Origin of the sequence: Cupriavidus lacunae (assembly GCF_003353055.1) — a bacterium.
GTDB lineage: Bacteria > Pseudomonadota > Gammaproteobacteria > Burkholderiales > Burkholderiaceae > Cupriavidus > Cupriavidus lacunae.
On sequence record NZ_QKWJ01000004.1, the window covers coordinates 230,037 to 249,505 of the forward strand.

The 19,469-nt window shown below is 65.3% G+C and carries 16 protein-coding genes; 10 read left to right on the forward strand and 6 right to left on the reverse strand.

Features of this window, described 5'->3' with window-relative positions:
• The first annotated feature begins 10 nt into the window (after positions 1-10).
• On the forward strand, positions 11-745 hold the full coding sequence (locus tag DN412_RS06000) for a GntR family transcriptional regulator (RefSeq protein ID WP_115013663.1): 735 nt from the start codon (positions 11-13) through the stop codon (positions 743-745).
• 72 nt (positions 746-817) lie between these two features.
• On the opposite strand, the gene DN412_RS06005 is transcribed toward DN412_RS06000, so the two are convergent.
• Complete coding sequence (locus DN412_RS06005) at positions 818-1,768, reverse strand: tripartite tricarboxylate transporter substrate binding protein (RefSeq protein WP_244222575.1); 951 nt, start codon at positions 1,766-1,768, stop codon at positions 818-820.
• A 324-nt stretch (positions 1,769-2,092) separates the two neighbouring features.
• Between DN412_RS06005 and DN412_RS06010 the strand changes: the two genes are divergently transcribed.
• From DN412_RS06010 to DN412_RS06035, 6 genes are all read left to right on the forward strand, one after another.
• Positions 2,093-2,374, forward strand: a complete 282-nt coding sequence (locus DN412_RS06010; protein ID WP_115013665.1) for a UxaA family hydrolase — start codon at positions 2,093-2,095, stop codon at positions 2,372-2,374.
• A gap of 70 nt (positions 2,375-2,444) precedes the next feature.
• Positions 2,445-3,620 carry a UxaA family hydrolase gene (locus DN412_RS06015; RefSeq protein ID WP_115013666.1) on the forward strand — a complete coding sequence of 392 codons (1,176 nt, stop codon included), beginning with the start codon at positions 2,445-2,447 and terminating at the stop codon, positions 3,618-3,620.
• Entirely contained in the window at positions 3,620-4,555 is a 936-nt protein-coding gene (locus tag DN412_RS06020) for a hydroxyacid dehydrogenase (protein ID WP_115013667.1), read from the forward strand. Before DN412_RS06015 ends, DN412_RS06020 begins: the two co-directional genes overlap by 1 nt.
• A complete protein-coding gene (locus tag DN412_RS06025; RefSeq protein ID WP_115013668.1) occupies positions 4,552-5,568 on the forward strand; it encodes an Ldh family oxidoreductase in 1,017 nt (338 codons plus the stop codon). Before DN412_RS06020 ends, DN412_RS06025 begins: the two co-directional genes overlap by 4 nt.
• A 92-nt stretch (positions 5,569-5,660) precedes the next feature.
• A complete protein-coding gene (locus DN412_RS06030) occupies positions 5,661-6,686 on the forward strand; it encodes a Bug family tripartite tricarboxylate transporter substrate binding protein (RefSeq protein ID WP_115013669.1) in 1,026 nt (341 codons plus the stop codon).
• Between the two features lie 160 nt (positions 6,687-6,846).
• On the forward strand, positions 6,847-7,587 hold the full coding sequence (locus tag DN412_RS06035; protein ID WP_115013724.1) for a GntR family transcriptional regulator: 741 nt from the start codon (positions 6,847-6,849) through the stop codon (positions 7,585-7,587).
• A gap of 50 nt (positions 7,588-7,637) precedes the next feature.
• Here DN412_RS06035 and DN412_RS06040 read toward each other — a convergent pair whose 3' ends face one another.
• Positions 7,638-8,129: a polyhydroxyalkanoate granule-associated phasin gene (locus DN412_RS06040; protein ID WP_244222567.1), complete on the reverse strand. Its 492-nt coding sequence runs from the start codon at positions 8,127-8,129 to the stop codon at positions 7,638-7,640.
• Positions 8,130-8,431: 302 nt separating this feature from the next.
• Entirely contained in the window at positions 8,432-10,414 is a 1,983-nt protein-coding gene (locus DN412_RS06045) for an aconitase family protein (protein ID WP_115013670.1), read from the reverse strand.
• A gap of 181 nt (positions 10,415-10,595) precedes the next feature.
• On the opposite strand from DN412_RS06045, the gene DN412_RS06050 reads away from it, so the two are divergent.
• Positions 10,596-11,507, forward strand: a complete 912-nt coding sequence (locus DN412_RS06050; protein WP_115013671.1) for a LysR family transcriptional regulator — start codon at positions 10,596-10,598, stop codon at positions 11,505-11,507.
• 105 nt (positions 11,508-11,612) lie between these two features.
• The gene (locus tag DN412_RS06055) at positions 11,613-12,590 is read left to right on the forward strand and encodes a tripartite tricarboxylate transporter substrate binding protein (RefSeq protein WP_115013672.1); all 978 of its coding nucleotides are present in this window, start codon (positions 11,613-11,615) and stop codon (positions 12,588-12,590) included.
• Between the two features lie 32 nt (positions 12,591-12,622).
• On the opposite strand, the gene DN412_RS06060 is transcribed toward DN412_RS06055, so the two are convergent.
• Positions 12,623-13,558, reverse strand: coding sequence for a LysR substrate-binding domain-containing protein (locus DN412_RS06060; protein ID WP_115013673.1), 936 nt, complete (start codon positions 13,556-13,558; stop codon positions 12,623-12,625).
• A gap of 117 nt (positions 13,559-13,675) precedes the next feature.
• On the opposite strand from DN412_RS06060, the gene DN412_RS06065 reads away from it, so the two are divergent.
• Complete coding sequence (locus DN412_RS06065) at positions 13,676-17,245, forward strand: indolepyruvate ferredoxin oxidoreductase family protein (protein WP_115013674.1); 3,570 nt, start codon at positions 13,676-13,678, stop codon at positions 17,243-17,245.
• Between the two features lie 170 nt (positions 17,246-17,415).
• Here DN412_RS06065 and DN412_RS06070 read toward each other — a convergent pair whose 3' ends face one another.
• Positions 17,416-18,483, reverse strand: coding sequence for a cyanophycinase (locus DN412_RS06070; RefSeq protein ID WP_244222568.1), 1,068 nt, complete (start codon positions 18,481-18,483; stop codon positions 17,416-17,418).
• Positions 18,484-18,924: 441 nt separating this feature from the next.
• Positions 18,925-19,428, reverse strand: a complete 504-nt coding sequence (locus DN412_RS06075) for a lipocalin-like domain-containing protein (RefSeq protein ID WP_115013675.1) — start codon at positions 19,426-19,428, stop codon at positions 18,925-18,927.
• Between the last annotated feature and the right edge of the window lie 41 nt (positions 19,429-19,469).

Genomic DNA, 19,469 nt, shown 5'->3' on the forward strand with positions numbered 1-19,469 from the left:
GCAGGCGGTCATGAACAAATCCAATCCAGCAGAGATCAGCAGGCAACTTATCGAGGGGATCACCACCGGCCGCTACGCGGTCGGGTCGCTGCTGCCCACCGAATTCGAGCTGTGCGAGCAGTACCAGGCCAGCCGCTACACCATTCGCGCGGTGCTGCAGGAGTTGCAGCAGCTGGGACTGGTGTCGCGGCGCAAAAACGTGGGCACGCGGGTGGAATCGGCCAGGCCGCGGCCGGTGTTCCGGCCGTCGCTGGCTTCAGTGGATGACCTGGTGCAGTTCGGTGCGGAGCACCTGCGCGTGGTGCAGTCTGTCGAGGAGATAGCGGTGCCGGCCGACGTCGCGGCGGAAATCGGCTGCGCGCCCGGCGCGCGCTGGCTGCGCATCTCCAGCCTGCGCATGGATGGCGGCAAGGACGGCACGCCGATGGCGTGGACCGATGTCTACGTGGACCCAGCCTATGCGGAGATCGGCGACATGGTGCGGGAGTCGCCCGACATGCTGGTCAGCACGCTGATCGAGTCACGCTATGACCGGCAGATCGCGGAGATCTACCAGGATGTGCGCGCCGTTGCCGTCAGCGACGGGCGTGTCGCCGACGCGCTCAGGCTGGATCCCGGTGCCGCGGCGCTGAAGATTGTGCGGCGCTATATGGACGCGGCGGGCGAGACCTTTGAAGTCTCGGTCACGGTGCATCCGGCGGAGAGTTTTTCGGTATCGATGCGCTTGCAGCGGTCGGCGGGATAGCGATGCGCCGGGTGCCGGGGTAGGGCAGCGGGTTCTGGCCGACATCCGACATCGGCCAGTCCCGCTGCGCACTTACTTCTCTTGCATCTTGGCGGCCTTGACGATCTCGCCCAGCCGCCTGCGCTCAGCATCCACAAACTTCACGAAGTCCGCACGCGTGCCGCCGACCGGCTCGATGCCAACGGCCTTCAGCTTGGCGGCAGCGGCCGGATCTTTCATGGCCTTGTCCACTGCAGCGGCCACCTTGTCCAGGATGGCGTCAGGCGTGCCCTTGGGCGCGTGGACGCCGGCCCAATGGGCGATTTGCAGGTCCGGGAAGCCTTGCTCCATGGCGGTGGAGAGTTGCGGGTAGGCCGAGATGCGCTGCGTCCAGGTGGTGGCGAGCGCCTTGAACTTGCCATCATGCAGGATATGCGGAAGGGCAATGATGCTGGCCTCGGAGGTTCCCTCCACCTGGCCGCCCAGTACTGCAGTGGTGCTTTCCGACCCGCTCTTGTAAGGCACCGGCTGCAGCTTCGCGCCGTACTTCACATTCAGGATTTCCGCGACGAAGTGGGGCGTACTGCCAGTGCCCGCGGTAGCGAAGTTGAAGCCGTTGCCCTTCTTTGAAGCCTCGACGAAGTCGCGCAGATCCTTGTAGGGCGCGTTCTTCGGCACCACGATGACCGAGGGCGCAAGGCCGATCATGGCGACTGGCACCAGCGCGTCATCCTTGAACGGGATGGACTTCTTGATCATGCTGTTGGAGATGACGCCGGCGGCGCTGATCAGGAAGGTATAGCCATCCGGCGCGCTTTTGGCCACGATGTCGGCACCCACGGTGCCGCCCGCGCCGGGCCGGTTGTCGATCAACACGGTCTGGCCCAGCACCTTCGAAGCGCCCTCGGCCGCCGCCCGCGCCATCAGGTCATTGGCGCCGCCGGCGGCAAACGGCACGACAAAGCGGATCGTTTTCGTTGGCCACTGTTCCTGTGCGCAAGCCGGGGTCGCCGCGACGAGGGCTGCGGTTGCCAACAGGCCCAGGGTGAATCGGCTTTTTATGGTCAAGGCATGTCTCCGTTTTTGGGATTGAGATACGAGCGCCGGCCAGCAGCGGGTTTGCAGGGTGGGCGCTGGCTGTTGCGCCGTAACTTCACCGGCGCCATTAGCGGCAGATCCGCGAGTCCCGCCCTATCTGCCATGACGCGATTATCCCATTCGACCCGCGACGCGCTCGCCGCGAGTAGCAGGCTCACGTGGCTTCGACCCCTCTGATTCCGCAACATATTCATATATATGAGTTAGTTGACATGGATGAATCGAGCGCCTAACATGATTTCACGCACGACCCACACAGAGGAGACAACGATGATTCACGTAGTGCTTCATGACGCCAGGGACACCGTCGCGGTGGCTGTGGTGGAAGGGATCCAGCCGGGCACCAAGCTCAATGCCTGGATCATGGACGAGGACAAGATCGTGACCGTGACCGCGCTGCAGCCGATTCCCATCGGACACAAAGTCGCGCTGCGCGACATGGACTTGAACGAGACGGTCTACAAGTACGGCATCGACATCGGCAAGGTCGTCGCTCCGATCAAGGCCGGCGAACATGCCCACGTCCACAACATCAAGACCAAGCGCTGGTAAGCCAGGCGTATCGCCCAGCTTCCTGACTTCGCGTCCAGACCTTCCCATCCAAGCATCCGAGGACCCCGTCATGTCCGTGATCGACCAAAACACCACCTTCTGGGGCTACCGCCGCGACAACGGCCGCGTTGGCGTCCGCAACCACGTGATCATCCTGCCGCTGGACGACCTGTCCAATGCTGCCGCCGAAGCCGTCGCGGTCGCCATCAAGGGCACCATGGCCATCCCCCACCCGTATGGCCGCCTGCAGTTCGGTCCGGACCTGGACCTGCACTTCCGGACGCTGATCGGCGCCGGCAGCAACCCGAACGTCGCCGCGGTGGTCGTGATCGGCATCGAGGATGGCTGGACCAAGAAGGTCGTCGACGGCATCGCCAAGACCGGCAAGCCGGTGGTCGGCTTCGGCATCGAGGGCCACGGCGATCACGACACCATCATGCGTGCCTCGAAGGCGGCCAAGGAGTTCGTGCAGTACGCCACCGCGCTGCACCGCGTGGAATGCCCGATCAACGAGTTGTGGGTGTCGACCAAGTGCGGCGAGTCGGACACGACCTCCGGCTGCGGCGCCAACCCGACCGTCGGGAACGCCTTTGACAAGCTTCACCCGCTGGGCACCACGCTGGTGTTCGGGGAGACCTCGGAACTGACCGGCGGCGAGCATATCGTCGCGGAACGCTGCGCCAATGACGACGTGCGTCACCAGTTCATGGCGATGTTCGAGCGCTACCAGGGCATGATCGACCGCTGGAAGACGTCCGACCTGTCCGAGTCGCAGCCGACCAAGGGCAATATCGCCGGCGGCCTGACCACCATCGAAGAGAAGGCGCTGGGCAATATCCAGAAGATCGGCAAGAAGTGCACCGTCGACGGCGTGCTGGACAAGGCCGAGGAGCCGACCCATCCGGGCCTGTGGTTCATGGATTCCTCTTCCGCCGCCGCCGAAATGGTCACGCTGTGCGCGGCTGCCGGCTATGTGGTTCATTTCTTTCCGACCGGCCAGGGCAACGTGATCGGCAACCCGATCGTCCCTGTCATCAAGCTGTGCGCCAACCCGCGAACCGTGCGCCTGATGAGCGAGCACATGGATGTCGATTGCTCCGGCCTGCTGCAGCGTGAGCAGACGCTCGACCAGACCGGCGACAAGCTCCTGGAATGCATGCTGGCGACCGTCAACGGCCGCTGGACCGCTGCCGAGGCGCTGGGTCATCGCGAGTTCGTGCTGACCCGCATCCACGAGTCCGCATGATGAAGCGCATTTGCATCAGCGAGTTCATGGACCCCGTCGCGGTCCAGGCGCTGACCCCCGGCTTCGACCTGCGGTACGAGCCGGGGTGGGTGGACCGCCGCGGCGACCTGCTGGAGGTCCTGGACGGGGTTCACGCGCTGGTGGTGCGCAACCGTACCCAGGTCGACGCGGGGTTGCTGGCACGCGCGCCCGCCTTGCGGGTGGTCGGGCGGCTTGGTGTCGGGCTGGACAACATCGACGTCGCGGCCTGCCGCGAACGCGGCATCCGCGTCATTCCCGCCGCGGGCGCCAATGCACGGTCGGTCGCGGAGTATGTGGTGACAACGGCCGCCGTGCTGCTGCGCGGCGCCTACTTGTCCAGCGCAGAGGTGGCAGGCGGCCAGTGGCCGCGGGCCAGGCTGTCGGAGGGCAGGGAGGCGCTCGGCAAGACGCTCGGCCTGATCGGCTTCGGCGATATCGGCCGGCAGACCGCGGCGCTGGCCCGGGCCTTCGGCATGGAAGTGATCGCCTGCGATCCGATGCTTTCGGCCGACGATCCGGTCTGGTCTGCCACGGGCGTGGCTTGCGTGCCGCTCGATGCGCTGCTGGCGCGGGCCGACGCGGTCAGCCTGCACGTGCCGCTGGTGGCGGCTACCCGGAACCTGATCGACGTCGGACGCCTCGCTTCGATGAAGTCCGGCGCGGTGCTGATCAACACCGCGCGCGGCGGGGTGGTCGATGAACCGGCGCTCGCCGCCGCGCTGCAGGCGGGACACCTGGCCGGGGCGGCGCTGGACGTGTTTGCCAGCGAGCCGTTGCCTGAGGGCAGCGCGCTGCGGGGCGCGCCCAACCTGATCCTGACGCCGCATATCGGCGGCGTGACGGGCGAGGCCAATGCCCGCGTGTCGATGATGATTGCTCGCGAGGTGCGGCGGTCGCTGGAGGAGATGTCATGAGTCGAGTCCCGTTGCACGACCTCGAACGCGTGGCCGCCGCCGGCCTGCGCCGCGCCGGGGCAAGCACCCGACAGGCGCAGGCGACGGCCGCGGCGCTGGTGCGGGCGGATGCGGCGGGGCTGCCGTCGCACGGGGTGTCGCGCGTGCCGATGTACGTGGCGCATTTGCAGCACGATCGGGTCGACGGCAATGCCGAACCGGTCGCCCACAGTACGCGTGTCAGCGCGGTACTAGTCGATGCCCGTTGCGGCTTCGCCTTTGCGGCGTGCGACCTTGCCATCGCCGAGGCCATGGAGCGCGCGCGGCAAGCCGGTGTAGGCGTGGCCGCGGTCACCAACAGCCACCACTTCGGCGCTGCCGCGCTGCCGCTGGAGGCTGTGGCGCGCGCCGGCATGATCGGGATTGCCATGGGCAATTCGCCCGCCGCCATGCCAGCCTGGGGCGGCAAGCGGCCGCTGTTCGGCACCAACCCCATTGCGGCGGCTTTCCCGCGACAGGGCCAGGCGCCGGTAGTGATCGACCTGTCCCTGTCCGAGGTCGCGCGCGGCAAGATCATGGTCGCGGCAAAGCAGGGCAAGCCAATCCCGCTGGGATGGGCGCTCGACGATGCCGGACAGCCGACCACCGACGCCCAGGCCGCGCTGCGCGGCTCGATGCTGCCGGCCGGCGGCGTCAAGGGCGCGATGCTGGCGCTGATGGTAGAACTGCTGGTGACAGCGCTGGCAGGCGCGCAGTTCGGCGCCGAGGCCGATTCGTTCTTCAGCGACTCGGGCAACCGCCCACGCATCGGCCAGCTGTTTCTCGTACTGGACCCGGGCGCCTTCGCGGGCTCGCAGGTCTACGCGGACCGCGTGGAAGCCCTGCTTGCGGCAATGCTGGACGACGAGGGCACCCGCGTGCCGGGCGCCCGGCGCGAAGCGGCCCAGGCCGAGGCGGCCGCGCGCGGCGTTGAAGTGCCCGACGCATTGTGGCGCGAACTGCAATCTCTCGCGGGCGAGGAGGTTGGCGCGTAGGGTCTGTTCCCATATGTGAACAGACCCAGGCAGCATTTTGCTCACAACGGACCCACGCAAGATGGGCCGACCACAACAACCGGAGACTAACCATGGATCGACGCTTGAATTGCGGCGCGCGCAGGTACCTGACCGGCGCGCTCCTGGCCTTGTCCGCCGTATCGGCCCTGACCGGGCTGGTGCCTTTGCCCGCCGCCGCGCAGGGCGTGAGCGATGCCTCGGCGGCGGACTATCCGAACAAGCCTGTCCGGTATGTCGTGCCCTTCGCGGCCGGCGGCCTGACCGACATCATGGCCCGCATGGTCGGCCACCAGCTCTCGGAGGAGTGGAAGAAGCCCATCGTGGTGGACAACAAGCCAGGGGGTAACGCCAACATCGGCGCCGAGCAGGTCGCCAAGGCGCCGCCGGATGGCTACACCTGGCTGGCCGTCACGCTGACCCACGCATCCAACGTGACCTTGTTTCCCAAGCTGCCTTTCAGCATGCAGAAGGACCTGGTACCGGTGGCGCGTATCGCGTCGTCGCCGATGGTGGTCGTGGTGCCGGCGAATTCGCCGATCAAGTCGATGAAGGAACTGGCGGCGGCCGCGCAGAAGTCGACGCTGAACGCGGGCTCGAGCGGCAACGGCACGCCGCCGCACCTTACGCTCGCGCTGTTCGAGAGCCAGACCAAGACCAACCTCACCCATGTGCCATACAAGGGTGGCGCGCCGTCCATGACCGATTTGATCGGCGGCCAGATCGACGTGGTCTTTTCCAACTTCCCGGAATCCCTCGCTTACGTGAAGGCCGGCAAGCTGCGCGCGCTGGCGGTCACGACGCGCGAGCGCCATCCCCTGCTGCCTGACGTACCCACCGTCGCCGAGGCCGGCTATCCGGACCTGATCGTCGAGAACTGGACCGGCCTGATGATGCCAGCCGGCACGCCGCGCCCGATCGTCGACAAGGTGGCGCACTCTGTGGCACGTATGCTCGGATCCGACGCGGTGCGGGGGCGGATCGTCACGGCGGGTTTCACACCCGCCGCGCAGGGCGGTACGCCGTTCGCCGACTACTTCAGCGGCGAGGTGACGCGTTGGGCGCGGCTGATCGAAGAGAAGCGCATCCGGGTCGAGTAACGCCGGTCGCGATGGCGCGGCGACAGAGGCTGGCACCCCGCCGGCCTGACTCTGGGCTTTGAAGGTTGGTGTCCGGCTTTAGTATGATTAGTCTTATCTATATGAGTTAGACATGGATCGGCCGGCCGCCCCGCAGGCGGCGTTGCAAAGGACATTTAACGTGGGTTCCAGATTTGATGCCGGCGCTGCCATTGGCGGCGTGCTGTACAAGGACGTCAAGCACGCCATCCTTGCCGCCCTTGCCGAGGGCGAGTGGAAGCCGGGCGAAGCCATTCCCCCGGAGCGCAAGCTGATCGAGCGGTTCGGGGTTTCGATCGGCACGCTGCGCAAGGCCATCGACGAGCTGGTCGCGGAGAACATCATGATCCGCCACCAGGGGCGTGGGACGTATGTCGCGACCCATCGGCAGGAGGATCATTTCTTCCGCTTCTTCCGTATCGTTCGCCAGGACGGTTACCGCGAGTATCCGACGGTACGGCTGGCAAGGTTCCGCCGCGCCAGGGCAGACAAGGAGGAAGCGGCCGCACTGGGGTTGTCGATTGGCGATTCCGTCTTCCGGTTCACCAATGTGCTCGCGCTAGAAGGGCGGGCGGTCATGATCGACGCCATTACGGTACCGGCCGAACGCTTCAAGACGCTGACGGAGAAGCAACTGCGCGAGCGGCCGAACACGCTCTACAATTTTTACCAGGACGCCTTCGGCATCAATATCATCCGGACGGAAGAGCGCCTGCGCGCGGCACTGGCCGATGAGGACGACCACGAACTGCTTGGCGTTCCCGTCGGCAGCGCCTTGCTGAAGATCCTGCGGGTCGCGTCGTCCTATCAGGATGAGCGCATCGAGTATCGTGTTTCCCGACTCGATACTGCCGACTATGAGTTCGCGCTATCACAGCCTTGATGGCAAGCGCCCCGATCGCTGGCGATACAACTTCGCGACCCCGGCAGCTTTCATGCTGCGCCGAGGCGCTTCGCATTTGCCATCGCACGGCCGTGGATCGGTGCGAGGATCTCCTGCATCAGGTTTGTCGCGAGGCCGGCCAACTGCAGCGGGTTGCCGGGGAACCCTGCTGCCAGCTGCAGCAGGTCGGCCTGGCGCTCGAACCATTGCGCGGCGGAACGGCTGGACGCCAGCATCGCCGCGGCCGCGGATGTCGCCCAGAGATGATCGCTGGTGTCCTTGGCGAGGGTCATGGTCAGGTTCAACCATCCTGATCCCATCGCAAGGAGCGATTCCGATGCGGCCTCGCCCTTTTCCAGGCCCATCAGGCTGAATTCGTGCCGGTCCTGTTCGTCAGGCACCGGTCCGGCGATCGCCATGCGCGTGGTGCGAATGCTGACGACGTGCACCGACGCCTGAAGCAGTTCACATACTTCACTGAAGAGGCGCGAGGAGTTTTCGGAAACGTCAATGGCAGGCTGCGGGAGCGCGGAGGAGGGCAAAGGGCTTTTCCTTGGGAGTCCGCTTGATACGGACACCTGGCAAATATCGGTTCAAATGGGAGGCGTGTACCGCCGGGATCTCTTTTCGAGCCAGGCGGCGCCAAGCAGGCTGCACTCGACGCAGGGCTTGGCAGGCGCCATGTCTCGCCGAACCAGCGTATGACCAAGGATAGGTGTATATATGTTGCGCCGCAACATTTCTTTTGGATAACTCAGCCTCCGATGTGACGAAGCAGGCATCGCCTTGCAAGGGATCCGGTCGCTCGAGGCCTCCATCGGCGGCCGCCATCCCTTGCCCACGCTCAGGCTGTGCCGTGGAGCGTCCCATAGCGCTGCTGCAACGCCTGGAAGGAAACCAGTTCCCCGGATATGGCGCTGGCGGCCACAGTAGGCGGGCTGGCAAGCCAGACCTGCCCCGGGCCCGAGCGCCCGGGGAAATTCCGGTTGATCGAGCTGACCGTCACCTGCCCCGCCCGCTCTGAAGATCCCGGGCCGCAGTTGGCGCATGCGCCGCAGGAGGGCTGGAGGATCCGTGCGCCGACCGCCTGGAACGTTTCCAGGTAGCCCTGGCGGATGCAATAGTCCCTGACGTCGGTGGTGCCGAACTGAAGGTAGAGGGTGACGTGAGGGGGAATGCGCAAGCCCCGTTCCACGGCCCAATGCAGGACCTGGTGGTACCAATCGAAGTCCTCTCGCTTGCCGGCGGTACACGAGCCGCCATAAGCAATATCCACTTGTACGCGCTGATCCAGGGTGGCCAGCGGCAGGCCGTTTCCCGGATCGCCGGGGCGGGCCACCATTGGGCTGAGCGTGCCGCAGTCGATCCCGATCTTGGTCGCAAAGACAGCGTCATCGTCGCTTTGCATCCATGGTTCGACAACGAAATCGATGCCGCGACGTTCCTTGAGGAAGCGGAAGGTCTCGGCATCGGGCGCGACAATGCCGGTGAAGCCGCCCAGCTCGGCGCACATATTCGTCAGCGTGGCGCGCTCGTCAATGGACATCGCGCAGACCACCGGCCCGGTGAACTCGAACACCTTGCCGACTCCCGCGCCTGCCTTGATCCCGGTTTGTGCCAGCAGGTGCAGCACGACGTCCTTGGCCGTGACGCCTGGCGGCAATTCCCCTTGAAGCGTGACCTGGATGCACTCGGGCATGGTCATGCGCACGGCGCCGGTCACGAACGCATTGGCCATGTCTGTCGTGCCGACGCCGAACGCCACGCATCCCAGTGCGCCGCTGTGCGGGGTGTGAGAGTCGGTGCCCACCACGACTTGTCCCGGCAGGGCATAGCGTTCCGCCATCATCGCGTGGGAGATGCCTGCGACATTGCCGCCGTCATCGCTGCGGGACTCGTCCTCGGTCAGCGTGCGATGGCATCGGAGTTGATAGGTGCGAACGAAATCCCGTTGCGCCGCGCACATCCTGGCGACGTTATCGATCAGCCCGCCACGCACGTGGGCCGGGCTTTCCGTGACATAGGACGTGTGGTCTTCAAAGACGACGATGTGGTCGGCGTCCTTGAGCTGAAGCGGCTTGCCGAAGGTGGCGTGCAGCATGTGGGCGCACATGCCGGTGTAGTACTCGTGAATGAAGCGCCAGTCGGCCCGTACGAAAATGCCGTCGCCCGGATCTGGACTTGCCGGCGTCACCGGTGTCGCGAGCCTATGCCGCAGGACGATTTTCTCGAACAACGTCAGCGGCCCCGTGGGCAGGGTGGGGGCCGTGGGCTCCACCTGGCTCAGATATTCCTGCCCGAACTTCAGCAGCCCGCCATGCCGCAGGATCGCTGCGGCCAGCGCGTCGCGCCCGGCCACAAGCGTGTCCAGTTCGATGGATTCGCCTTTCTCCAGCCGGGCAATCAGGCTGAAGTCGGTCGAGGTGAGCAAGCCGATGTTGTCGGCGTTCTGGCGGTAGATGCGCTCGAAGCTGCGGGCGATGACCAGCTTGATGCCCGCGAGCTTCTCCGCTGCCGGACTATGCTCGCGCGAGGATCCCTTGCCGTAGCGGTTGCCTGCGACCGTCACCGAAAAGACCCCGTGGCGAATCGCGTTGACGGTGACCGGGCACGTTCCCTCTACCTTGTAGCCCGTATAGGGGTAGCGGCCGAGCGCGTCGTCATAGTGCGTCAGGATCGGCACGGGCGTGATTTCGTCCGTCGAGACATCGTCGCGCAGGGCGCCGGCCGCCGCCAGGGTCAGTGCCTGACCCTGGAGTTGTCTCGCCATGACCGCCGCTGAGTCGGCAAGGAACAGGATGCGGCCTGTGGCATCGATGGCGCTCATGCATGTCTCCGGTGGCATTTCGCGGGACTTTAACTGCATTGCGCGCGGGCACGAAGCGCTGATGCGGCATTGCGGCTATCTGCTCGCGGCATATTAGGGTAAACCCATGGGCGTGCGCCGTGTGCCCGGCGAGGTTAGTATCGGGCGACATTCCGGCTCGCTCGCGTGGGCCCACTGACACATGCATCGCATCGATCCCGTCAATATTCAACTGTTCCTGGCTGCGGCGCGCGAAGGCTCCATCAAGCGCGCGGCCGAGACCGAGCATATCGCCCAGTCGGCGCTGAGCCGGCGCATTGCCGAGCTGGAGCGCAGCCTGGGGGTGGTCCTGTTTGTCCGGTCGCCCGCGGGCGTGGTGCTGACCGATGCCGGAGCCCGTGCGCTGGAACTGGGGCGCAAGCTGAACGAGGATATCGCCAGCTTCGCGCGCGAGGTGCAGGACCTTGGCGACCGGGTTGCCGGCGTGGTGCGCCTGTCGGCCAGTCCGTCGGCCATCATCGGTTTTCTGCCGGAGCGCTTGCATGCCTTCAAGGCGGCGCACCCGCTGGTCGAGATCGCGCTTTACGAGCGCTCCACCGCGGAAACGCTCCGTGCCTGCCTCGATGATCGGGTCGACATTGGTATCGGGGTCGCGGCCAGGACGCCTGGCGGACTGGAAACCTGGCCCTTTGCCAGCGATCCGCTCAATGTGGTGATTCCGTCGTCGCATCCATTGGCAAGGCGCAAGCGCATTCGATATGCCGAGGTCCTCGAGCATCCGCTGGTCGTGGTCCAGCCCGGCGGCGCGCTGGACCAGGACTTGCGCGAGCAGGCGGCAAATCTGCGCCTGCCGTTCAACCAGGGCGTGGCGGTGTCCAGCTTCGAAGCCGCTTGCCGCATGGTGGAGGCGGGCCTGGGCATCGCAGTCCTGCCCGCCAGCGCCAGCGCCGCCTATGCCGGTACCCGCCGCTTCGTCCGCGTGCCGCTGGACGAGCCCTGGCGCGAGCGCCAGTTGCTGATCTATGCTCCTTACAAGCAACCGCGGTTGCGGGCGATTGCCGCCATGATCCGCGCGCTGCAGCCAGACGGGGGTGTGGAAGATATGCCAGGCTGAGATACCCGGTCAAGCGGATTAGCACTCGGCCATCACCGCGTCGCAACACTACACTCCGTCGCAAAGCCACCGTCCACGGTGCGATGCGATAAACGGAGACAAGACATGCGGACCTCGCTGTTTCGACAGGCGTGCAAGGCGCTTGCCACCCTGGCCACGTTGGCATTGATTGGTGGTTCAGTTCATGCGCAGGATGCAAAGCCGGTCAGGCTGATCGTGCCGACACAGCCTGGTTCGCAAGCCGACGCCGTCGCACGGGCGCTGAGCCAGCCGCTGGGCAGGCATCTCGGTCACTCGGTGGTCGTCGAGAATATCGCCGGCGCCGGCGGCGTGCCGGGCACCCAGCAGCTCGTCAGGGTGCCGAAAGACGGGTCGACGCTTGGCCTGATCTCGTCGAACCACGTCATCAACCCGTTCATCTACAAGCAGCTGCCCTATGACTCATTGAAGGACATCACCCCGATCACGGTCATCGGCACGCTGCCGCTGGTGCTTGTCGTGAATCCTGCTGTCGGCGCGCAGACGACAAAGCAACTGATCGCACTGCTGAAGTCGAAGCCGGGTGAACTGAACTACGGCTCGTCGGGGAACGGCACGGTCCTGCATCTGGCCGGCCAGCTCTTTGCCAGTGAAGCAAAGGTCGACATCCGGCACGTGCCATACAAGGGCGCCGGCAACTACACCACCGACCTGATCGGTGGCCAGGTGCAGATGGGCTTCCTCACAGTGCAGACGGTGTTGCCGCTGATCAAGGCGGGCAAGCTCAAGGCGATTGCCGTGTCCACTGCCCAGCGGGTCCCGACGCTGCCCGATGTGCCGACGCTCGCGGAATCGGGGCTGCCCCGATACAACTTTGACGCATGGCTGGCGATCGTCGGTCCCGCGGGGATGCCGAAACAGGGCGTGCAAGACCTCCAGTCGAAGATCCAGGCCACGCTGCAGGAACGCGACGTACAGGAGCACCTGGCGGCGCAGGGCGTGGTGGTGACCGGCACGGGTGCCGAAGCGGCGGCGCCGTTCTTCCGGAGCGAACTGGACAAGCACGCGCGCATCGTGAAGCAGGCAGGCGCCACGCTGAATTGAGGCGCTGTGGGCGGGGAATCGAACTTTCCGCCTCAGCTCCCGCAGGCGTGAATCAGGAATTCCCGCAGCGCATCGGCCGGCTTGTCCAGCTTGCGCCCGGGCTGCCACAGCATGCCGACCTCCATGTCCGGCACCGCATTGGCTATCGGCCGGGCCTCGATCTGCTTTCCCTCCAGGGACCAGGGGCGGTACACCATGTCGGATAGCACGGTGACGCCGAAGCCATGCGCCACCAGCCCGCGCAGCGCCTCCATCGAACCGGTCCGGAACGCGACATTGGGCGCGAGCCGGTGGCTGCGCCAGTAGCGCAGGGTGGATTCCTCGGCCTCATCCACGGTGATGAGCAGATACGGATAGGCCGCGATATCGCGCAGCGAAGGCCGCTCCACGGCCAGCAGCGGATGGCTGGCCGAGGTCCACAACTGGCGCCGGGAACGCATCAGCGTATGGCGCTGGAAGCGCTGTGGCCGCTCCAGGTTGGACAGCAGCGCGATGCCCAGTTCGATCTCCCCCGCCAGCACCGCCCGCTCGATGTCCGGCCGGTCCATGTCGAGCAGATCCAGTTCGATGTCCGGATAGTTGGTGCGAAAGCGCGCCAGCAGTCCCGGCAGGAAGTAGCCGAGCACCGTGTAAGAGGCAGCCAGGCGCACGCTGCCCTGCAATCCGTGGACCTGGAAGCGCGGCTCGCGCAGCGCATCCTCGACCGAATCCAGGATCTGGCGCGCGTGCTGGAAGAAGAGGTGGCCTTCTGCCGTCAGCGTCACACCATGGGGCCGGCGATCGAACAGGCGCACGGCCAGGCGCTGTTCGAGCGCCAGCACGGCGTTGGTGATGGCGGATTGCGAGACATGCTCGGCGGTCGCGGCCATGGAAAACTGCCCCGTCTCCGCAGCCGCGACGAAATAGCGGAACTGCCTGAGCGTGACTTCCTTGGCCAGTCTTTCCGAGCCTTCGCGTGCCTTGAACATGGTTGTCTCCGAGGTATCCGTTTTGCAGATATCAGGTGTTGGAATTCATGATTTTACGATGAGGGCGCGGATTTCTACACTCCTTCGGACAAGAGAACAAGCACGGAGACTGACATCGTGAATGCCCCGCTGAACCCCGCTTTGCTCGAGACCCTGGCCAGCGCCAGCCTGGACGACAAGTACACCCTGGACAAAGGCCGCGTCTACCTGAGCGGCGTGCAGGCGCTGGTGCGCCTGCCGATGTTGCAGAAGGCGCGCGACCGCGCCGCCGGCCTGAACACGGCCGGGTTTATCTCGGGCTACCGCGGTTCGCCGCTGGGCGGCGTGGACCAGGCGCTATGGAAGGCAAAGCAGCACCTGGCGGCCAGCGACGTGGTGTTCCAGCCCGGCGTCAACGAGGACCTGGCCGCGACTGCCGTCTGGGGCAGCCAGCAGGTCAACCTGTTTCCCGGCGCCACGCGCGACGGCGTGTTCTCGATGTGGTATGGCAAGGGGCCGGGCGTGGACCGGTCCATCGACGTGCTGAAACACGCCAATTCGGCCGGCTCGTCGCGCCATGGCGGCGTGCTGCTGCTGGCCGGCGACGACCATGCCGCCAAGTCCTCCACGGTGGCGCACCAGTCGGAGCACGTGCTCCAGGCTGCCGGCATCCCGGTGCTGTACCCCGCCAATGTGCAGGAGTACCTCGACTACGGCCTGCATGGCTGGGCCATGAGCCGCTATTCCGGCCTGTGGGTGGCGATGAAGTGCGTCACCGACGTGGTGGAGTCCACCGCCTCGGTCGAGATCGACCCCGACCGCGTGCAGATCAAGTTGCCGGAGGACTTTGTCGTGCCGCAGGGCGGCCTCAATATCCGCTGGCCGGATTCCCCGCTGGAGCAGGAGGCGCGGCTGCTTGACCACAAGTGGTATGCGGCGCTGGCCTATGTGCGGGCCAACCGGCTCAATCGTGTCGTGCTCGATGCGCCGAACGCGCGCTTCGGCATCATGACCGCCGGCAAGGCCTACCTGGACGTGCGCCAGGCGCTCACCGACCTCGGCCTGGACGATGACACCTGCGCCCGCATCGGCATCCGCGTCTACAAGGTGGGTTGCGTGTGGCCGCTGGAGGCGCATGGCGCCCGCGAGTTCGCCACTGGCCTGGAAGAAATCCTGGTGGTGGAAGAGAAGCGCCAGATCCTTGAGTACGCGCTCAAGGAAGAGCTGTACAACTGGCGCGAGGATGTGCGGCCAAAGGTTTTCGGCAAGTTCGACCAGCGTGGCAACGATGGCGGCGAGTGGTCGGTGCCGCGTGGCAACTGGCTGCTGCCGGCGCACTATGAGCTGTCGCCGGCGCTGATCGCCAAGGCCATCGCCCGGCGGCTGGAACGCCTCGACTTGCCGGAAGCGGTTCGCACCCGCATTGCCGCGCGCGTGGCGCTGATCGAGGCCAAGGAGCGCGAGGCCGCGCAGCCGCGCATTGCGGTGGAGCGCAAGCCCTGGTTCTGCTCGGGCTGCCCGCACAATACGTCCACGCGCGTGCCGGAGGGCTCGCGTGCGCTGGCTGGCATCGGCTGCCACTACATGACCTTGTGGATGGACCGCAATACCGACACCTTCAGCCAGATGGGGGGCGAAGGGGTGGCATGGACCGGCCAGATGCACTTCACCGGTGACAAGCACGTGTTTGCCAACCTGGGCGACGGCACGTATTTCCACTCGGGACTGCTGGCCATCCGCGCATCGATCGCGGCCAAGGCCAATATCACGTACAAGATCCTGTTCAATGACGCCGTGGCAATGACCGGCGGGCAGCCCTTCGACGGCGTGCTGACGGTACCGCAGATTGCCCACCAGGTGCTGGCCGAGGGCGCGAAGAAGCTGGTTGTCGTCACCGACGAACCCGAGAAATATGGCGACGGCGCGATGCTGCCATCCGGCGTGACCGTGTTCCATCGCGACCAGCTCGATGCCGTGCAGGTTGAGTTGCGCGATACCGAGGGCGTCACCATCCTGATCTACGACCAGACCTGCGCGACCGAGAAGCGCCGCCGCCGCAAGCGCGGCACCTATCCTGATCCGGCGAAGCGCGCCTTCATCAACGACGCGGTCTGCGAGGGCTGCGGCGATTGCTCGGCCAAGTCCAACTGCTTGTCGGTGGAGCCGCTGGAGACCGAACTCGGGACCAAGCGCAGGATCAACCAGTCGTCATGCAACAAGGATTTCTCCTGCGTCAACGGCTTCTGTCCCAGCTTTGTCACCGCCGAGGGCGCGCAGGTGCGCAAGCCCGCGGCGGCGGGCGGCAAAGGCACCGGGGCCGACTTCGAGTCGCTGCCGTTGCCGCGCTTGCCCGCCCTTGACCGGCCGTACGGCGTGCTGGTCACCGGCGTGGGCGGCACTGGCGTGGTCACCATCGGCGGCCTGCTGGGCATGGCATCGCACCTCGAACGCAAGGGCGTGACCGTGCTCGACATGGCTGGCCTGGCCCAAAAGGGCGGGGCGGTGATCAGCCACGTGCAGATCGCGCCGGGCCCGGACCACCTGCATGCGACCCGGATTGCCACGGGCGAGGCCCGCCTGGTGATCGGGGGCGACGCCATTGTCTCGGCTTCGGCTGAAGTGCTGTCGAAGGTCCGGCACGGCCTGACTGCCGCCGTGGTCAACAGCGCCAACACGCCCACCGCGGAATTCATCAAGAACCCGAAGTGGAAGTTCCCCGGCGCCAGCGCGGAGCAGGATCTGCGCGCCAGCGTGGGCGACGCTTGCGCGTTCTTCGACGCCAGCGCATGGGCGGTGACCCTGCTGGCCGACGCCATCTACTCCAACCCGCTGTTGCTCGGCTTTGCCTGGCAGAAGGGCTGGATCCCGCTGCAGCGCGAAAGCCTGCTGCGCGCCATCGAACTCAATGGGGTGTCGATCGAGAAGAACCGGCTGGCCTTCGAATGGGGACGGTATATCGCGCACCATGGTGAGGCTGCAGTCAAGGCGACCCTGCCGAACGCCTCGGCCACTCCGACCGCCCAGGTGGTGGCAATGCCGCAGACGCTGGACGCCCTGATCCGCAAGCGCGAAGCGATGCTGACCGGCTATCAGAACACTGCATACGCAGCCCGTTACCGCGAGGCCGTCGAGCGCATCCGCGCCGCGGAGCAGCAACTGGGCGTCGATCGCAAGCTGCCGCTGACCGAAGCCGTGGCCCGCAACCTGGCCAAGCTGATGGCCTACAAGGATGAGTACGAGGTGGCCCGCCTCTACACCGATCCCGCCTTCCTGGACAAGCTGCGCGCCCAGTTCGAAGGCGAGCCCGGCCGCGACTACCAGCTCAACTTCTGGCTGGCGCCGCCGCTGCTGGCCAAGTCAGACGACAAGGGCCGGCTGGTCAAGCGCCGCTTCGGCCCGCGCACCATGACGGCATTCCGCCTGCTGGCGCGCCTGAAGGGTTTGCGTGGCACGGCGCTCGACGTGTTCGGCAAGACTGCGGAGCGCCGCGCCGAGCGGGCCCTGGTCAACGACTATCTGGCCATGATCGGCGAGTTCGCCGGTTCGCTGAGCGCGGACAACGTTGACACCGCGCTGGCGCTTGCCGCGTTGCCCGATGATATCCGGGGCTACGGGCACGTGAAGGAGGCCAGCATGGATGCGGCCGCCATTCGGCGGGAGGCATTGCTGGCGCAGTATCGCGGCGCTGCACGGCGGGCTGCGGCCTGAGAGGCGCCGGCTTGCAGAAGGCGCGAGTCGTTGACATGGCACGCCTGGGAGAAGTTTCGCGGGCGTGCCGATGAACAGGGGCCATTGCCTGATGTTGGGATAGCTCAAGAGGTCCGAACGACAGGGTAGAAGCAACTGAAGCCGCGCGCGCGGGCCGCCACGCTTTCGTCCTAGTAAGGTATGGTGTCCGGGCTCTGGACGCCGGCGTTCTCGTCAACGACGTACTGGTAGAGACCTGCGTTACCGCCATTCCACCAGTTGGTCATGTCAAAGGCAGTTGCGTCGTCCAGCCTCTGGACATGGACGCCATAAATGGTCAATGGCTTGCTGCTCGCGCAGACTGCGGGCGAAGTGAGCGGCCTCAGGAAATGCACAGCGCTGCTGGATTTCGTGGATATGTTGGTGACGCGCTGTGCAATGAAACGGTCCGAGATCCTCTGGATCTCCAACGCGGTCTCGACATCAAGGCCAATCCCTCTGGCGGCCGACGGGGTCCTCAGGATTCCCCCCTCGCACCCCGAGCCGGACCATGGAGCAATGCTCCTTGACAGGAACGTGACCAGCCTGCCCATGCGGTCGCGCGCGTCGAAGTGCGGATCGACAAACGTATTGTCCAGCGCAGTAACGTTCAGAAAACTGCGGCCGGACAGCGGTGTCGGGTCAAGTGTCATGTATTGGTTGTACGGATTGCTCAGCGCCTGAGTCGACGTGACCGTCCCATACAAGGCCGAGAAGATGAACTCACCCATGACATTGGCCCCGGCGCTGGTGCCGCCCACAGGAACATTCTTCTGCATGAGCGCGGCAATGGTGGCGTTAAGCTTCGTACCTTTCCAGAGACTGACGTATTTGCTCTGATCGCCGCCGGCAATCCACAATGCATTCGCGCTGCCGACAACCGCATTCACAAACGGGTCGTTCGCCCCATCCGTATCGGTAATAATCAGCGTTTCCGCCGCAGTCAGGCCGAGATACGCGCCCCCAACATACCCATCCACTGCGGGAATATCGGTCGCGTCCTTCTTGTCGCTGAAGTAGAAGTAAGGGTCATACGCATCGGTACCGCTGGCGCGAATGACAACGAAGCGCCCGCCGGTGGCTTTCGTGATGCCCGCCTGCTGAATCATCCAGCGATAGGCTTCATCGACATCGGGCCCGCCACCCATGATGACCACCGGCTGCACCGCCTGTGGCTGAGGTGCGGGGAGATCCCGCACCGGGACGGGATTACCAGTCACGAAGTACTGCGTACCGGTCGCAAAGTAGCTGTAGGAGGGAGGGTAGTCTTGTCGCCTGCCAACGCAGGAGGCATCAACCCCCCAAGTACCAGGCTGATGCCGATACAGGCGAGCGCGTAGTGCGCGGCCATCCTGCAACGCCGTGCGAACTTCGTAAGGGATTCCATGACGTGACGCCCCCTCTCGCAATCTTGTTTGTGCAACCCGGTTGTGAGTGAAGCGCGACGTGCCAGGGCCGTGCGAGGCTTGGCAGAAGTCATGTCGCCAGGCAACGGATTCCGGTTGCAGGACTCGCAGGCGTTCCGTTATAGACGCTGGCGCAAAAAAACACCAGCCTGCCTTGGCTCCGGCGGGGGAGGCAGTGTGGGAGAAAGAACGAACGGACGGGCCGCACTATCGGAAATTCGTCGCACAACCCGACCCGAGTGGTAGTGCGGCAGCCTATCTTGCGCGCTTCCAGGTTACGGTGGCGGAGCCGCCGCCGGACGCCTGGGCAGTCAGATATTGCAAAGACACGTCGCTGAGCAAGACAATGGAGCGCTTCTGCTCGGTGCCGTCCCAGTTTGGAAAGGATGACTTATCGATCCTGAATGCCAGAGTCTTGCTGTCCGGACTGACGGCATAGCTGCCAAACAGGGCGATGCTCCCACCGGCCATGGCCTTGTTTTCTTCAGGTGTGCCTGTCGCGCGATTGCCAGAGGCGAACTTCGGAATATCACCAATGATGGTGAGCATAAAGCGGCCCTGGTCGTCCAGAATCATCATCCCTTGCGCGCCCGGCCCGAACTGATCGACCTTCGTTCCGCCCCTGTCGAGAACGGATGAGACCAGCGTCCACGTCCCGGCTATGCCATTAGCGCTTTGAGCAAGAGCGCCAGTCGCGGGGAGGATGGCAGCCAGCAGAAATGCCGCCACCGCGGCATGCTTGCGAAGGACATATTCCATTATGGTTCTCCCACGCCTGACCGGCCTGGGGGCAAAGGTGC

Excerpts from the sequence above, each read along its gene's own strand:
- DN412_RS06000 (WP_115013663.1), top strand. The coding sequence starts at position 11 with ATGAACAAATCCAATCCAGCAGAGATCAGCAGGCAACTTATCGAGGGG.
- DN412_RS06010 (WP_115013665.1), top strand. The coding sequence starts at position 2,093 with ATGATTCACGTAGTGCTTCATGACGCCAGGGACACCGTCGCGGTGGCT.
- DN412_RS06015 (WP_115013666.1), top strand. The coding sequence starts at position 2,445 with ATGTCCGTGATCGACCAAAACACCACCTTCTGGGGCTACCGCCGCGAC.
- DN412_RS06020 (WP_115013667.1), top strand. The coding sequence starts at position 3,620 with ATGAAGCGCATTTGCATCAGCGAGTTCATGGACCCCGTCGCGGTCCAG.
- DN412_RS06025 (WP_115013668.1), top strand. The coding sequence starts at position 4,552 with ATGAGTCGAGTCCCGTTGCACGACCTCGAACGCGTGGCCGCCGCCGGC.
- DN412_RS06030 (WP_115013669.1), top strand. The coding sequence starts at position 5,661 with ATGGATCGACGCTTGAATTGCGGCGCGCGCAGGTACCTGACCGGCGCG.
- DN412_RS06045 (WP_115013670.1), bottom strand. The coding sequence starts at position 10,414 with ATGAGCGCCATCGATGCCACAGGCCGCATCCTGTTCCTTGCCGACTCA.
- DN412_RS06050 (WP_115013671.1), top strand. The coding sequence starts at position 10,596 with ATGCATCGCATCGATCCCGTCAATATTCAACTGTTCCTGGCTGCGGCG.
- DN412_RS06055 (WP_115013672.1), top strand. The coding sequence starts at position 11,613 with ATGCGGACCTCGCTGTTTCGACAGGCGTGCAAGGCGCTTGCCACCCTG.
- DN412_RS06060 (WP_115013673.1), bottom strand. The coding sequence starts at position 13,558 with ATGTTCAAGGCACGCGAAGGCTCGGAAAGACTGGCCAAGGAAGTCACG.
- DN412_RS06075 (WP_115013675.1), bottom strand. The coding sequence starts at position 19,428 with ATGGAATATGTCCTTCGCAAGCATGCCGCGGTGGCGGCATTTCTGCTG.